13 protein-coding genes and 2 tRNA genes are annotated in these 14,589 nt (G+C 65.8%); 6 read left to right on the top strand and 9 right to left on the bottom strand.

Translation table 11 applies throughout. From position 1 onward, the window contains the following. Positions 1-37: 37 nt before the first annotated feature. Both SPYCA_RS03590 and SPYCA_RS03585 read right to left on the bottom strand, forming a co-directional pair. Positions 38-1,249, bottom strand: a complete 1,212-nt coding sequence (locus SPYCA_RS03590; protein WP_066701236.1) for a tyrosine-type recombinase/integrase — start codon at positions 1,247-1,249, stop codon at positions 38-40. Positions 1,250-1,445: 196 nt separating this feature from the next. Continuing rightward, positions 1,446-1,531 (bottom strand) — tRNA-Tyr (locus SPYCA_RS03585). Positions 1,532-1,609: 78 nt separating this feature from the next. Between SPYCA_RS03585 and rlmB the strand changes: the two genes are divergently transcribed. Further along, positions 1,610-2,377 (top strand): 23S rRNA (guanosine(2251)-2'-O)-methyltransferase RlmB, encoded by a 768-nt coding sequence (gene rlmB / locus SPYCA_RS03580; protein ID WP_120218976.1) that lies wholly within the window; start codon positions 1,610-1,612, stop codon positions 2,375-2,377. 97 nt (positions 2,378-2,474) lie between these two features. Here rlmB and SPYCA_RS03575 read toward each other — a convergent pair whose 3' ends face one another. Next, the gene (locus SPYCA_RS03575) at positions 2,475-2,792 is read right to left on the bottom strand and encodes a 2Fe-2S iron-sulfur cluster-binding protein (protein ID WP_120218975.1); all 318 of its coding nucleotides are present in this window, start codon (positions 2,790-2,792) and stop codon (positions 2,475-2,477) included. Between the two features lie 100 nt (positions 2,793-2,892). Here SPYCA_RS03575 and SPYCA_RS03570 point away from each other — a divergent pair, with 100 nt between their 5' ends. Beyond that, the gene (locus tag SPYCA_RS03570) at positions 2,893-3,510 is read left to right on the top strand and encodes a DNA-3-methyladenine glycosylase family protein (protein WP_120218974.1); all 618 of its coding nucleotides are present in this window, start codon (positions 2,893-2,895) and stop codon (positions 3,508-3,510) included. 147 nt (positions 3,511-3,657) lie between these two features. Here SPYCA_RS03570 and tig read toward each other — a convergent pair whose 3' ends face one another. Then, positions 3,658-5,262 (bottom strand): trigger factor, encoded by a 1,605-nt coding sequence (gene tig / locus SPYCA_RS03565; protein ID WP_120222130.1) that lies wholly within the window; start codon positions 5,260-5,262, stop codon positions 3,658-3,660. Positions 5,263-5,350: 88 nt separating this feature from the next. Beyond that, positions 5,351-5,435: transfer RNA gene (locus SPYCA_RS03560), tRNA-Leu, on the bottom strand. 169 nt (positions 5,436-5,604) lie between these two features. Here SPYCA_RS03560 and SPYCA_RS03555 point away from each other — a divergent pair. Further along, positions 5,605-5,802 carry a hypothetical protein gene (locus SPYCA_RS03555; protein WP_120218973.1) on the top strand — a complete coding sequence of 66 codons (198 nt, stop codon included), beginning with the start codon at positions 5,605-5,607 and terminating at the stop codon, positions 5,800-5,802. 271 nt (positions 5,803-6,073) lie between these two features. Here SPYCA_RS03555 and gatB read toward each other — a convergent pair whose 3' ends face one another. The 4 genes from gatB to SPYCA_RS03535 all read right to left on the bottom strand — a co-directional run bounded on the left by gatB (position 6,074) and on the right by SPYCA_RS03535 (position 11,251). Then, entirely contained in the window at positions 6,074-7,540 is a 1,467-nt protein-coding gene (gene gatB / locus SPYCA_RS03550) for an Asp-tRNA(Asn)/Glu-tRNA(Gln) amidotransferase subunit GatB (RefSeq protein ID WP_120222129.1), read from the bottom strand. 98 nt (positions 7,541-7,638) lie between these two features. Continuing rightward, positions 7,639-9,120 (bottom strand): Asp-tRNA(Asn)/Glu-tRNA(Gln) amidotransferase subunit GatA, encoded by a 1,482-nt coding sequence (gene gatA, locus SPYCA_RS03545; RefSeq protein WP_120218972.1) that lies wholly within the window; start codon positions 9,118-9,120, stop codon positions 7,639-7,641. After that, positions 9,120-9,422: an Asp-tRNA(Asn)/Glu-tRNA(Gln) amidotransferase subunit GatC gene (gene gatC / locus SPYCA_RS03540; RefSeq protein WP_120218971.1), complete on the bottom strand. Its 303-nt coding sequence runs from the start codon at positions 9,420-9,422 to the stop codon at positions 9,120-9,122. Before gatC ends, gatA begins: the two co-directional genes overlap by 1 nt. 65 nt (positions 9,423-9,487) lie before the next feature. Continuing rightward, positions 9,488-11,251 carry a DUF4153 domain-containing protein gene (locus tag SPYCA_RS03535; RefSeq protein WP_232003504.1) on the bottom strand — a complete coding sequence of 588 codons (1,764 nt, stop codon included), beginning with the start codon at positions 11,249-11,251 and terminating at the stop codon, positions 9,488-9,490. A 172-nt stretch (positions 11,252-11,423) separates the two neighbouring features. On the opposite strand from SPYCA_RS03535, the gene SPYCA_RS03530 reads away from it, so the two are divergent. The 3 genes from SPYCA_RS03530 (at position 11,424) to trpD (ending at position 14,501) form a co-directional block, all read left to right on the top strand. Continuing rightward, positions 11,424-12,686 carry a DUF3089 domain-containing protein gene (locus SPYCA_RS03530; protein ID WP_120218969.1) on the top strand — a complete coding sequence of 421 codons (1,263 nt, stop codon included), beginning with the start codon at positions 11,424-11,426 and terminating at the stop codon, positions 12,684-12,686. Positions 12,687-12,915: 229 nt separating this feature from the next. Beyond that, positions 12,916-13,506 (top strand): anthranilate synthase component II, encoded by a 591-nt coding sequence (locus SPYCA_RS03525; protein WP_120218968.1) that lies wholly within the window; start codon positions 12,916-12,918, stop codon positions 13,504-13,506. Beyond that, positions 13,503-14,501 carry an anthranilate phosphoribosyltransferase gene (gene trpD, locus SPYCA_RS03520; RefSeq protein WP_120218967.1) on the top strand — a complete coding sequence of 333 codons (999 nt, stop codon included), beginning with the start codon at positions 13,503-13,505 and terminating at the stop codon, positions 14,499-14,501. Before SPYCA_RS03525 ends, trpD begins: the two co-directional genes overlap by 4 nt. Positions 14,502-14,589 lie beyond the last annotated feature (88 nt).

Below are 14,589 nucleotides of genomic sequence, written 5' to 3'. Positions count from 1 at the left end.
GTTACTGCGCGAGAGCATCGGTAAGCTGATCCCACACTCAAGCCGGCGGGGCTGCCTTGTCCGCGCCCGTCGCCACCCCTAGGCAGTAACGCCCCCAAGCTGCCATCAACTTCACGCGGGCGCCGGGCTGGTCGGGTGTGCCAAGATAGGTTGTGCGGCGATAGGCAGCCTGGACAGCGTCGGGCGTCTTGTGCGCGAGAGCAGCTTCTACCACGGCATCGGGGATGCCCTCATTTGCTGCCCAATCGGTGAACGCAGAGCGGAAGCCGTGGACGTGGTATGGTTCGCTCATGTCGCGCAGCACCTTGAGCAGCGTCATGTCAGACATAGGCTTACCAGCCACGCCGGGGAACACGACGTCGCTCTCAGACATCCGCAGGGCATCGGCTTTTGCAAGCACGGCCAGAGCCTCGTCAGACAGCGGCACGATATGCGCCTTGTTTCGCTTCATGTGTTCGGCGGGGATCGTCCACAACCGGCTCTCTAGGTCAAATTCAGACCATGTCGCCAGGCGGACCTCCTGACTGCGCACTCCAGTCAGGATGAGCAACTCCAGCGCAAGCCGCCCGAAGGATGGCTTACGCCGTAGGGCGGTGAGGAATCCGGGCAGCGCGACATAGGGCATCGCTTTGCGATTCTCACGCACCTTCACTTGCCGTGGCAGACCGCGACCCGCCTTCAGGCTGCCATTGCCCGATGGAGCCTCGCGGGAGCGCCAGCCCTTCGCGTGGGAATAATCCAGCACGGCGCAAATCCGGTTGCGGACCTGGCGGGCGGTATCGGGGATTTCCTGCCAGATCGGGGTCAGCACAGCGATGATATCAGCACTGCTGATGCTGCCCGTCGGCATGTCACCCAGCTTCGGAAAGGCATAGTTTTCGAGACTGGCGAGCCACTGGCGCGCATAGACCGTGCTTTTCCAGCCCGCTTCGTTTTCGCTGTGGTACTGAGTCGCGGCAGCGCGGAACGTCACCTTGGCAGCGGCCTCGTCTTTTTTCTCGGCCAGAACATCGCGGTGGTCGACCTTAACCGCCTTGCGCAAGACCGTGGCTTTTTGCCGCGCTTCTGCGAGTGTCATCTGCTTGGCGCTACCCAAGCCGATATCCTGTCGCTTGCCGTCTCGCTGGAGCCTTAGGACCCAATAGGCTCCACCACGCTTATCGACCCTGAGCACCAATCCATCGCCATCCTGATAGGTGCCAGGATTCGCCATAGCTGCCTTGACCGCTACCGCCGTGAGCTTGCCCATTTCTTCCTCCCACACTTTCAAGCCCACCTTGGGAGGGGTGCAGTGTGGGAGTAAGCCAACTTACTCCCACATCCCTCCCACACTAGCCTCCGGCTGCATGCAAACAGCAGCGGACAAATGCGGGCCAAGAAGTGCAGAATACCCTAGGTTTTCCGGGATTTCCACGGTCATTCGTGGATGCTTGCGGATAAGGGGGTGGTGGACAGGGCTGGATTCGAACCAGCGTACGGAAACCCGGGCAGATTTACAGTCTGCTGCCTTTAACCACTCGGCCACCTGTCCATGGGGTCCGCGTTGGGAAGAGGCCCAATGGCGAAACGAGGCTTGCCTGTCAATGGCAGTCATGGGAAAGGCGCGGCCATGAGACAATTTTCCCGTCACCGCCGCCCGACCGGCGGAAACCAGCGCGGACAGGCCGTGCGCTTCTGGGGCCGCCATGCCGTCCTCGCCGCGCTCGCCAACCCCGACCGTACCGTCAAGCGCATCTGGGGCACGCGCGAAGCGCTGAGCCAGCTCGACCTGCCGCCGGTGATTCCGATCAGCTATGCCGACGTCGCCGACCTCGCACGCCTCGTCGCGCGCGACGCGCCGCATCAGGGGCTGGTGATCGAGGTCGACCCGCTCGAAAGCATCTATCTCGGTGACCTGTTGCAGGAAGAAGTCGATGCCGAGCGCAAGCGCCCGCTCGTCATCCTCGACCAGGTCACCGACCCGCACAATATCGGCGCAGTGCTGCGCTCGGCCGCCGCCTTCGACGCGGCCGCCATCATCACGCAGGACCGCCACAGCCCGCCCGAAAGCGGCGTCATCGCGCGCTCGGCGTCGGGCGCGCTCGAAACCGTGCCATGGGTGCGCGTCGTCAACCTGTCGCGCGCGCTGGAAGAGATTGCAGAGGCGCAATATTGGCGCATCGGCCTGACGGGCGATACCGAAACGACGCTGGGCGCGACGCTGGACGGCAGCAAGGTCGCGCTGGTGCTCGGGTCCGAAGGCGACGGGATGCGCCATAATGTGATGGAGCATTGCGACGTGCTGGCGCGGCTGCCGATCTCGCCGCGGATGGAGAGCCTGAACATCTCCAACGCCGCGGCGATCGCGCTCTATGCGGTGGCGACGGCGGGCTCCTGATCCCATTGGCAGTCACCCCGGCGAAGGCCGGGGTCTCAGCGTCGCGTTACAATGGAACCGTCGAGATCCCGGCCTTCGCCGGGATGACGGAATCGGGTCAATCCTCCGCCGCGATCCGCACCTTCAGCCCGTCCAGCGCCTCGCTGAACGGAATCTGGCACGAGAGGCGCGAGGTCTCGTCGCGGTCGGTGGTCGAATCGAGCAGGTCGTTTTCGTCCTCGCTCATCGCGGGCATCGCGGCGGCGTCGCCGGCTTCGACATGGACGTGGCACGTCGCGCACGAACAGCAGCCGCCGCAAAGCGCGAGCAACTCGTCGAAGCCCGCCTCGCGGATATTCTCCATCACGGTCAGGCTGGTGTCGCCCTCGATCTCATGCTCGGTCCCGTCGCGCGTCACGACAATCAGCTTGGCCATGCTCGTCCCCATAGATTTCTGTCGCTGGCGCTATGTCGCGCGTTGCCTGCCAAATCAAGCGTTGCTATCAGCAACTTTGGGAACAAAAGGAGAATATAGGATGGGCCTCAGCCAGGAGCAGCTGAACGCGGGAATTGACGCACTGGCGGAGCGCGACGCCAGTTTCGCGCGCGCGCTCGGCAACGCCGGTTATCCCGAACCGCGCATCCGCGAGCGTGGCTATGCGACCCTGCTCCGCACCATTGTCGGCCAGCAGGTCAGCGTCGCCGCCGCGACCTCGATCTGGAACAAGCTGGAGGCGGGATTCGGGACGGGGTGCCCGGCGGAGGCGATTGCCGCCGCCGATTTCGACGCGCTGCGCGCCTGCGGCCTGTCGGGACAGAAACAGGGCTATGCGAAAAGCCTCGCGCAGCTGGTTCTCGATGGCGAGCTGACCTTCGACGCCCTGCCCGCCGACGACGAGGAAGCGATCGCGCTGCTCACCAGGGTCAAGGGCATCGGGCGCTGGTCGGCGGAGATTTATCTGCTCTTTGCGGAAGGACGCCCCGACATCTGGCCCGCGGGCGACCTGGCCGTGCAGGAAGCCGTCGGCCGGATCCTCGGACTGGGCGCGCGGCCGAGCGAGAAACAGGCGCGCGAGCTTGCCGAACCCTGGCGCCCCCACCGCGGCGCCGCCGCGATCTTCAGCTGGCATTGCTATAATATGGACGTGATTTGAGGGTGTCCGTCGCCCCGCGAAGGGGGGCCGCTGGCGACCTTGCGCCATCGATAGCGGCCCCCGCCTTCGCGGGGGCGACGTGCCCAACAAAATGGCCGGGCGGAGCATCCTCCACCCGGCCTCTTTGTCTCTTGCGAAGCGAAGGGCTTATTTCTTCGCCGCAGCCTTCTTGGCAGGGGCCTTCTTCGCTGGCTCGGCCTTTTCGGCCGCCGCCTTGGCAGGCGGCGCCTTCTTTGCCGCGGCGGGTTTGGCTTCGGCCTTGGGCTCGGCCTTTTTCACCGGTGCCTTCTTGGCGGGGCTTTCTTCGGCCTTGGCCTCTTCCTTCACCGTTTCCTTCTTGGCGGCGGGCTTTTTCGCGGCCGCCTTCTTCGCGGGCTTTTCGTCATGGTCGTGGCCGCAGCCCGGCCCATGGACGTGGCCGTCGTCATCGGCTTCAATCGCGGCTTCGAGTTCCTCGCGGGTCGTTTCGCGATCGGTGATCTCGGCCTTGTCGAACAGGAAGTCGACGACCTTGTCCTCATAGAGCGGCGCGCGAAGCTGCGCGGCGGCGAGCGCGTCCTGCTGGACATATTCGACGAAACGCTGGCGGTCTTCGGGGCGATATTGCTGCGCCGCCTGCATGATCAGGCGCTGCATCTCCTGGCTCGACACCTGCACGCCATGCGCCTGGCCGATTTCGGAAAGGAGCAGGCCCAGGCGGACGCGGCGCACCGCGATGGCGCGATATTCTTCGCGATCCTTTTCAAGCTCGGCCTTCGCCGCCTCGGGATCTTCCTCGTGGCTCGCTTCATGCTCGAGCTGCTGCCAGATCTGGTTGAACTCGGCCTCGACCATCGTCGGCGGCACCTCGAAATCATGGGCGGCGGCGAGCTGGTCGAGCAGCTTACGCTTCATATAGGTGCGCGTCAGGCCGTTGAGTTCCTGTTCGACCTGATCCTTCATCAGCTCCTTCAGCTTGTCGAGACTTTCGAGGCCGAGCGACTTGGCGAACTCATCGTCGATCTTCGATGCGGCCGGAACCTTCACTTCCTTCACCGTCACCGCGAATTCGGCGTCCCTGCCCTTCAGCGTGTCGACCGGATAATCTTCGGGGAAGGTGACCTTCAGCACCTTTTCGTCGCCCGCCTTCACGCCGACAAGCTGATCCTCGAAACCGGGTATCAGCTGGCCCGAACCGATCTCGACCGCCATATCCTCGCCCGTACCGCCGTCGAAGGGGGTGCCATCGACGCTGCCGACGAAGTCGATGATGACCTGGTCGCCGGTCGCGGCTTTCCTGGTCTTCGGCGCTTCCTCAAAGCGCTTCATCTGCGCGGCAAATTCCTCGATCTTCGCCATCACCGCCTTGTCGTCGGCGGGAACGGTCAGCCGCTCGAGCTTCAACCCGTCGATCGACGGCGCCTCGATGTCGGGCAGCACTTCGAGCGCGACGGTGAGTTCGGCGTCCTTGCCGGTTTCATAACCATCGGCCAGCGTCACCGCGGGCTGGAGCGCCGGGCGCAGCTTTTCCTTCGCCATCAGATCCTTGACGCCCTGGTCGATCGCCTTGTTGAGCGCGTCGGCCGACAGCGCGGCGCCGTGCATCTTGCGGATCAGGTTCGGCGGCACCTTGCCGGGGCGGAAACCGGGCATACGAACGGTCGGGGCGATGCTCTTCACCTCCTCGTCGACGCGCGCGTCGATGTCCTTGGCGGTGATAGTGACGCGATATTCGCGCTTCAGGCCTTCGTTCAGCGTTTCGACGGTCTTCATTGCCTTGGTCTTATCCTTGCTCAAAATCTCTTGTCCGAACCCCGCCAAAATGGCGAAGTTCCCCATGATCCCGGCCTGCATTGCAGATTGGTGCGGGCGAAGGGACTCGAACCCCCACATCTTGCGATACTGGTACCTAAAACCAGCGCGTCTACCAATTCCGCCACGCCCGCTCAGAGCTTCGGCCGGGTGCACGGACGCCATGCGCTGTGCCGCGCACGCCCGTGCGGGCCGGGCGGGGCTATAGCAGACGCGCGGCCAAGGGCAAGGGCGGAAAGCCGCGCCCGGCCGCCCCTGGAACGGGACGCCTCGGCATTCGTTGATCGCCGGAGGAGACCGCAGATGACGAACGGCACCGACCCGCTGCCCAAGCCCAGGCCCGACAAGATCGAGCCGCAATCGCCCCCCGAAACCCCGGCCCCCCCGGCGCCGCAGGAAGAACCGGCCGACCGGCCGCTCGAAATCCCCGGAAATCCGGGCGGCGACGGCATCGACGAACCGGGCCGCGGCCCGGACGAACTGCCGCCGGGGCAGGATTAGGGCGCCCTCGCCATTCCCGCGAAAGCGGGAAACCAGAACGCAGCCAAGCTGACGCCACGCTGGGTTCCCGCTTTCGCGGGAATGGCGAGGTTTGGGGGAGGATAGCGCAGTTCATCGCCAACGATTGCATTATGCTCCATCCACCCGCGAAGGCGGGGGTCCATCACCCGACGGCAATGCTATGATATGGTGCATGATGGGTACCCGCCTACGCGGGTACACACGGCTTCTATCCGAAGAAGACGGCGCCTCAATCTCTTCAGGACAGGCTCTACCCCAGCGCCTTCTTCAGCAGCTCGTTCACCACCTGCGGGTTCGCCTTGCCCTGCATCGCCTTCATCGCCTGGCCGACGAAGAATCCGAACAGCGCTTCCTTGCCGCCCTTATACTGCTCGACCTTGTCGGCATTGGCGGCCAGCACCTCGCCGATGACCTTTTCGATCGCGCCGGTGTCGCTCGTCTGCTTGAGGCCCTTTTCCTCGACGATCTTCGCGGGTGCATCGCCCGTTTCGAGCATGATCTCGAACACCTGTTTCGCGATGCTGCCCGAAATCGTGCCGTCGGCGACGAGGCCGAGCAGTTCGCCCGCCTGCGCCGGGGTTACCGGACAGTCGGCGATATCCTTGCCGAGCCGGTTCAATGCGCCGAAAAGCTCACTCGTCACCCAGTTCGCCGCCGCCTTGGGCTCGGCGCCGGTTTCGAGCAGCGCGTCGAACCAGCGCGCGCTTTCGACCTCGGCGGTCAGCACCCCGGCGTTATAGGCCGAAATCCCCGCGGCTTCGTAACGCGCGCGCTTGGCGTCGGGCAATTCGGGCAGGCTCGCGCGGCATTCGTCGAGAAAAACGTCGTCGAGTTCGAGCGGCAACAGATCGGGATCGGGGAAATAGCGATAGTCGTGCGCGTCTTCCTTTGACCGCATCGTCCGCGTCGTCCCCGTGTCGGGGTTGAACAGCCGCGTTTCCTGCACGACCGCGCCGCCGCTTTCGATCAGCTCGACCTGCCGCTTCGCCTCATATTCGATCGCCTGCATCACGAAGCGCACCGAATTGACATTCTTCGTCTCGGTGCGCGTGCCGAATGCCTCGCCGGGCCGCCGCACGCTGACATTGACGTCGGCGCGCATCGAGCCTTCCTCCATATTGCCGTCGCACGACCCGACATAGCGCAGAACCGCGCGTAGCTTGCGCAAATAAGCCCCCGCCTCGGCGGGCGAGCGCATGTCGGGCTTCGACACGATTTCCATCAGCGCGACACCCGAGCGGTTCAAATCGACGAAGCTCATCGTCGGATGCTGGTCGTGCATCAGCTTGCCGGCGTCCTGCTCGACATGGATGCGCTCGATCCCGATCATCTTGCCATGCGCGATGCCCGCCTTTTCATCGGCCTCGATATGCAGCGAACCTTCGCCGACAAGCGGATGATAAAGCTGCGAAATCTGGTAACCCTGCGGCAGGTCGGCATAGAAATAATTCTTGCGGTCGAACCGCGACCATTTGTTTATCCGCGCCTCGATCGCCATCCCCGTGCGCACCGCCTGGCGGATGCACTCGCGGTTCGGCACGGGCAGCATCCCCGGCATCGCGGCGTCGACCAGCGACACCTGCGTGTTCGGCTCCGCCCCGAACGCCGTCGCGGCGCCCGAGAACAGCTTGGCGTTGGAGGTGACCTGCGCATGGACCTCGAGGCCGATCACGACCTCCCACTCGCCGGTTTCGCCTTTGATGCGATAATCAGACATCATTCGTTCCTTCATGTATCCCCGCGAAGGCGGGGATCCAGTGCGGGGCAGCGCAAGGCCGCTCTGGGCTCCGGCCTTCGCGGGAGCACACCGCTAGATTACCACCATTTCTCCGCCCGCGCCGTGAACCCGGCACGCTCCTCGATCGCCAGCCCGGCGTTGAGCACGCCCTGCTCGTCGAACGCCTTGCCGATGATCTGCAGGCCCAGCGGCAGCCCTTCGCGGTTCAGCGCCGCGGGGACCGACATCGCGGGCAGCCCGGCGAGGCTTGCGGGCACCGCGAACACGTCGTTCAGATACATCGCCAGCGGATCGGCGGTCTTTTCGCCCAGCCCGAACGCCGCCGACGGCGCGGTCGGCGCGAGGATTACGTCGCACGAGCCAAAAGCCGCCTCGAAATCGCGCGCGATCAGCGTCCGCACCTTCTGCGCTTGCGTATAATAGGCGTCGTAAAAGCCCGCCGACAGCACATAGGTGCCGATCATGATGCGACGCTTGACCTCTGCCCCGAAGCCTTCGGCGCGCGTCGCGGCGTACATGTCCTGCAACCCTGCACCCTGCGGCAACTCGCGCAGCCCGTAGCGGACGCCGTCATAGCGCGCGAGGTTCGACGAGGCTTCGGCGGGCGCGATGATATAATAAGCGGGCAGCGCATATCTGGTGTGCGGCAGGCTGATCTCTACAACCTCGGCCCCTGCATCCTTGAGCATCGCAATGCCGGCGTCCCACATCGCGTCGATATCGGGGTCGATGCCTTCGAGGCGATATTCCTTGGGAATACCGACCGTCTTCCCCTTGAGATCACTCGACAAAGCTGCTTCCCAATTAGGCACCGGCAGGTCGAGGCTCGTCGCATCCTTGGGGTCGAAGCCCGCCATATTTTCAAGCATGATCGCGCAGTCGCGCACATCGCGCGCCATCGGTCCCGCCTGATCGAGCGAGCTGGCAAAGGCGACGATGCCCCAGCGCGAGCAGCGGCCATAGGTCGGCTTGATCCCGGAAATGCCCGTGAAGGCCGCGGGCTGGCGGATCGAGCCGCCGGTGTCGGTCCCCGTCGCCGCCGGGCACAGCCGCGCCGCGATCGCCGCCGACGAACCACCCGACGAGCCGCCCGGGGCGAGCGCGGCATTGCCACCGTCGTTGCGCCGCCAGGGCGAGATGACATTGCCGAAATAGCTCGTCTCGTTCGACGATCCCATCGCGAACTGGTCGAGGTTGAGCTTGCCGAGCATCCCCGCGCCCGCGTCCCACAATTTCTGGCTGACGGTTGATTCATAGCGCGGTACGAAACCTTCGAGCATATGGCTCGCCGCGGTCGTCTGAACGCCGCTGGTGCAGAACAGATCCTTCATCCCGATCGGCACGCCCGACAAGGGCTTCAGCGTCCCCGCCGCGCGGTCGGCATCGGCCGCCTTCGCAGCCTCGATCGCATGTTCGGGCGTCTCGACGATGAAGGCGTTGAGCGCCTTCGCGCCCGCGACATTGGCGTTGAACGCCTCGGCGACCTCGACGGCGCTGAAATCGCCCGCGCGATGCCCGTCGCGGATCTGCGCGACGGTCAGGTTGGTCAGTTCGGTCATTATTCGATCACCTTGGGGACACCAAAGAAGCCATGCTGCGCGGCGGGCGCGTTGGCGAGAATATCATCGCGGCGGTTGCCGCCGGTGAGCGGGTCGGCATCGACGACGTCGTCGCGCAGGCGGAGCGTGTTCGGGATCACCGCGGTCATCGGCTCGATCCCGGTCACATCGACCTCGCCGAGCTGCTCGACCCAGCCCAGGATGCCGTTCAATTCGCCTTCCATCGCCGCGGCTTCGGCATCGCTGATCGCGATGCGCGCCAGCGACGCGATTTTCCTCACTGTTGCCTGATCGATTGCCATTGATTCCTGCCTTTGCGGGAGAAGAGGCGCCGCTAGCACCCCGCCCCCCGCGCTTCAAGCGGCGGCTAGTCGAAACTGCCCGATTGCGGCACGCCATCGACGGTGACACGCCGTTGCTGCACCGTCTCGATCGCGATCCGCGCCTTTGAGAGGTCGAGCTGCGACTGCCCGGATTGCGACGCCATCGTTCGTTCGCCAACAATCCAGCGCCCGGCATCGTCCTGCGTCACAAAGTCGAAGCTCAGCGATTCGCCCGGCGCCTTCTGGCCGAGGACGCCGATCCGCCGGTCGTCGAGCCACACCGCGGCGCACGCCGTCGCGCGGCTGCACATATGGCTGCCCGCGATGCGGTCGATCGCCCCGGCAGGCAAGGCGCGATCGGCAGGGATGACGCGCAGCCGCTCGGCAAAGGGCTTGAGCAGGATCGGCGCCCGCGGTCCCATCAGATCCCAGCGGTTCTTCGCCGCCAGCGCCGCCCTGGCCGCATCGGCGCGCGCCTTGTCGGGCGACTTGACGAGCGCCGCCAGCGCCGTGCGCCCGCTCGGCCCGAAATCGAACGCCATCGCCGCCCAGTCGAACTTTTCCGCAGGCACCGCCCCCGATTTCAGCCGCGCCAGCTGATCGCGCGCGGAAATGGCCCCGAAATCGACAATCGGCAGCGCGAGGAAGAGCGCGAGCGCCATCAGCGCGATCGCCAGCTTCTGCTGCAAGGGCCGCAACCAGTCGTCGAAATCGCGCCGCCCGCGCACCACCGCCCATAGCCCCACAAGCCCATAGGCCAGCGCAATCGCGGCCGCGATCACCCCCCAGATGCGCTCGGGCGTCCAGCCATATTGGCCGATCCGCAGCATCATCGAATAGAGCGCGATGACCGCCAGCGGCAGCACCGCCACCGCGAGCACGGGCGCCGCCCAGCGCAGCGCCGGACCCGTCGCACGGTCCTCGGCGCCGTTGCCGATCACCGCATTGGCGAGCAGGACCGCGAACGCCGCCGCCGCCATCATCAGCGCCGCGGTCGAAAAGCCCGAATCCCACAGCCTTTGCAGCCCCGTCCCCGCGAGCGAGAGCAGGAATAGCACCAGCGCCACCGCGAGCACCGGCGCCAGCACCGCGAGCACGATCATCACCAGCCGCTGCAAGGTCGCAACCAGCCTGTCGCGCTCGCGCAGCAGGCCGACGGCTCCGCCGAACGCCGCGCCCGCGAGCATCCAGCCGAACCATTCGTCGTTCAGCAGGTCGAAGATCAGGTTGATCCCGATCAGCTTGAACATCTGCCCGATCAGCACGGTGAGCAGGAAGGTGATGCCGACGAACGCCAGGCTCGCCGCACCGATTACCGCGTCGGTCCACGCATGGTTGTGCAGCCGGTCATAGGGCATCGTCCACAGCTTCCAGAAGCGCCAGTCGGGCGCGACGTCGCGTCGCGTCTGGAACAGCGGCGTCGCGACGAGCACCGCGAGGATGCCCGACCAGAAGGGCCATTCGACCGGATTGCCCTGTAAATTATAGGCCGCCGTCGCCCGCGCGATCAGCCCGAGGATCGCGCCCCACAGCAACGCAAAACCCAGCGCCCAGTGCCAGCGGCGGCGTTCGACCCCCAGCACGAACACCAATGTCGCCACCGCGATCGCGGCCGCCGCAGCGCTGCGCCACGGCGCCAGCGGGTCGTCATGCGAATGATCGACCAGCAAGTGAAAGGCCAGTCCCGCCGCGGCGCAGATCGCCGCCATGATCCACGGCCGCAGCGGCCACGGCGGATCGCTGTCGTCGAGGCGCGCGGAGGGGCGCGGCGAATCGGGAATGGGCGAGCTTGCTGGCGCATCGGTCATGCCCCATATCTACGTTGGAAAATCGTCATGCTGAACTTGTTTCAGCATCCATGGCCTGACATCGCGGCCTCGGGCCATGGACCCTGAAACAAGTTCAGGGTGACGAGATATTTGAAGGGCCTATCAGGACCAGCTAGAGACCCGCAAATCTCCCCCTCCCATGGAGCCCCCCTTGGCCCGCAAGTTCCTCTATCTGATCGCCGCGATCATCCTCCTCATCCTCGCCGCGGGGATCGTCTATCAGCTCTTTCCCGGCTGGCTCGCGCGCACCGCCTTTGTCCCCAGCACCGAGTTCGAGCCGCAGGCCGCGGTCGCGCCGAATGCCTATGACGACCCCGCCATGTGGTTCGCGCGGCCGGGGATGGAGCAAAATCCCGCGGCGTGGCGCCCCGCCGCCGACGGCAGCGAAACGCCGGGCGACGCTTCCGAAAACAAGGCGCCCGAACCGCTTATCCCGCCCGCCCAGGCGGCCGAAACGCCCGCCGCAGCCCCCTTCGCCAAGGGCGACGCCGCGGTCTTTTTCGTCCACCCGACGAGCTATTACAGCCGCTCCAGCTGGAACGCCCCGCTCAGCGATCGCGATTCGGACCACCGCGCCAATCTGTTCGTGCAGGGCATGGCGAGCGCCTTTGCCGACGCGGGCGAAATCTGGGCGCCGCGCTATCGCCAGGCGACGCTCGGCGCCTTCCTCGCGACGGACCGGGTGACCGCGGGCAAGGCGATCGATTCGGCGTATCGCGACGTCGAGGAAGCGTTCGACGCCTTCCTCGCCGCGCAGCCGAAGGACAGGCCGATCATCCTCGCCGGGCACAGCCAGGGCGCGCTCCACCTCACCACCCTGCTCCGCACCCGCATCGCGGGCACCCCGCTCGCCAGGCGCATCGTCGCGGCCTATATCATCGGCTGGCCGGTCAGCCTCGACACCGACCTCGCGGCGCTCGGCCTTCCCGCCTGCCAGACGCCCGACCAGAAGGGCTGCATCGTCGGCTGGGCCAGCTTCGCCGAGCCCGCCGACCCGGCGATGGTCACCGACGCCTATGACGGGACGATCGGCTTCGACGGGCGCCCGCGCGCGAACACGCGGATGCTCTGCACCAACCCGCTCACCGGCATTCCCGACACCGCCGCGCCGCCCGAGGCCAATATCGGCACGCTGAAACCGACCGCCGGGTTCAAGTCGGGGTCGCTGATCGCGGGCCGGATCGGCGCGAGGTGCGACGACACGCGCGGTTTCCTGATGATCGGCGACGCCGAGGTGGCGCAGGATTATGTCGTCGCGGGCTATGTGCTGCCCGGCAACAATTATCATGTCTATGACATCACGCTGTTCTGGGCCAATGTCCGCGCCGACGCGCTGCGCCGCCTTGCCGCCTATGAAGGCAAGCCGTCGCCGGTGCCGCCCGCGGCGGCGCCCGCGGACCTGGCTAGAACCTGATACCTTTGAATTGATCCACTCCGTCATTGCGAGCGCAGCGAAGCAATCTCCAGCTATCGTTCTGCGTAACCGCTGGCTGGAGATTGCTTCGCTGCGCTCGCAATGACGATTTCAACCAATGTTATCAGATTCTGGCTGAGTCCGCCGCTTCAGCCCTCACAAGCTGGCTTTCGCGCGGGCAAAGCTTCTATACCTTCCCCCGTCGCCTCAAAATGGTTAGGGCGCGCGCATGATCCTCGTCATCGACAATTATGACAGCTTCACCTTCAACCTCGTTCATTATCTGATCGAGCTGGGGGCCGAGGTGCGCGTCGAGCGCAACGATGCGCTCACCGCATCCGCCGCGCTCGCGACGGGCGCCGAGGCGATCCTGATCTCGCCCGGCCCCTGCACGCCCAATGAGGCGGGAATCAGCCTCGACCTCGTCGCCGCCTGCGCCGATGCGGCGCGCCCGCTGCTCGGCGTGTGCCTCGGCCATCAGGCGATCGGCCAGCATTTCGGCGGTACGGTGCAGCGCGGCCATCTGATGCACGGCAAGACCTCGCCCGTCTGCCACGACGGCAGCGGGCTTTACGCGGGGCTTCCCTCGCCCTTTCAGGCGACGCGCTATCACAGCCTGGAAGTTGTCGACATTCCCGACTGCCTGATCATCAACGCGACGAGCGACGACGGCGCGGTGATGGGCTTCCGCCATGTCGAGCTGCCGATCCACGGCGTCCAGTTCCACCCCGAAAGCATCGCCACCGAACATGGCCATGCGATGCTCGCCAATTTCCTCCAGATCGCCGGGCTTCCCGTGCGCGAACGGCAAGCGGCATGAGCCGGTTCGGGCCGTTTCCCGACCCGTCGGCGCTGCTCGATCACGACGAGGCCGCGGCCGCCTTTGCGACGATGCTCGACGGCGGCGCGAGCGACGAACAGGTCGCCGCATTTCTGATCGCGCTCGCCGAACGGGGCGAAACGATGGTCGAAATCGCCGCCGCGGCGCAGGCGATGCGCGACCGACTGATCCCCATCGAAGCGCCCGCGGGCGCGATCGACGTGTGCGGCACCGGCGGCGACGGCCATCACACATTGAACGTATCGACCGCGGTGTCGATCGTCGTCGCGGCGTGCGAAGTTCCGGTCGCCAAGCACGGCAATCGTGCGGCGTCGTCGAAATCGGGCGCCGCCGACACGCTGGAAGCGCTCGGCCTCGACATGGAGCGCGCCGACCGTCAGGCGCAGGAGCAGCTCGCCGACCTTGGCATCTGTTTCCTTTTCGCGGGCACACGCCACCCGGCGATGAAGCGCATCATGCCGATCCGCAAGGCGATCGGGCGGCGGACGATCTTCAACCTGATGGGGCCGCTCGCCAATCCGGCGCGGGTGACGCGCCAGCTGGTCGGCATCGCGCGCCCCGCCTATGTCGCCGTCTATGCCGAGGCGCTGCACCGGCTCGGCACCGACCATTCGCGCGTGATTTCGGGCGACGAAGGCCTCGACGAACTGTCGCTCGCGGGCGGCAACGAGGTCGCGGTCGTGACCGCAGAAGGCGTGCGGATGCAGCGCAGCAGCGCCGCCGACGCCGGGCTGCCGACGCGCTCGCTCGCCGAAATTCGCGGCGGCGATGCGGCGTTCAACGCGCGCGCGCTGCGCCGCCTGCTCGAAGGCGAGACGGGCGCCTATCGCGACGCCGTGCTCTACAACGCCGCCGCGGCGCTGATCGTCGCGGGCGCGGTCGACAATCTGGTGGACGGAGTCGAGGAAGCCGCCGAGGCGATCGACAAGGGCCTCGCCAACGCGCTGCTCAACTGCTGGATCGCCTATAAATGAGCGGGTTTTTGATATCGTCATTGCGAGGAGCCGAAGGCGACGCGGCAATCCCCAGCTTTCGTCGATCAAAATCGCTCGCTGGGGATTG

The organism is Sphingopyxis sp. FD7 (assembly GCF_003609835.1).
Taxonomy (GTDB): Bacteria; Pseudomonadota; Alphaproteobacteria; order Sphingomonadales; family Sphingomonadaceae; genus Sphingopyxis.
This window is presented reverse-complemented; position numbering and strand designations above follow the sequence as displayed.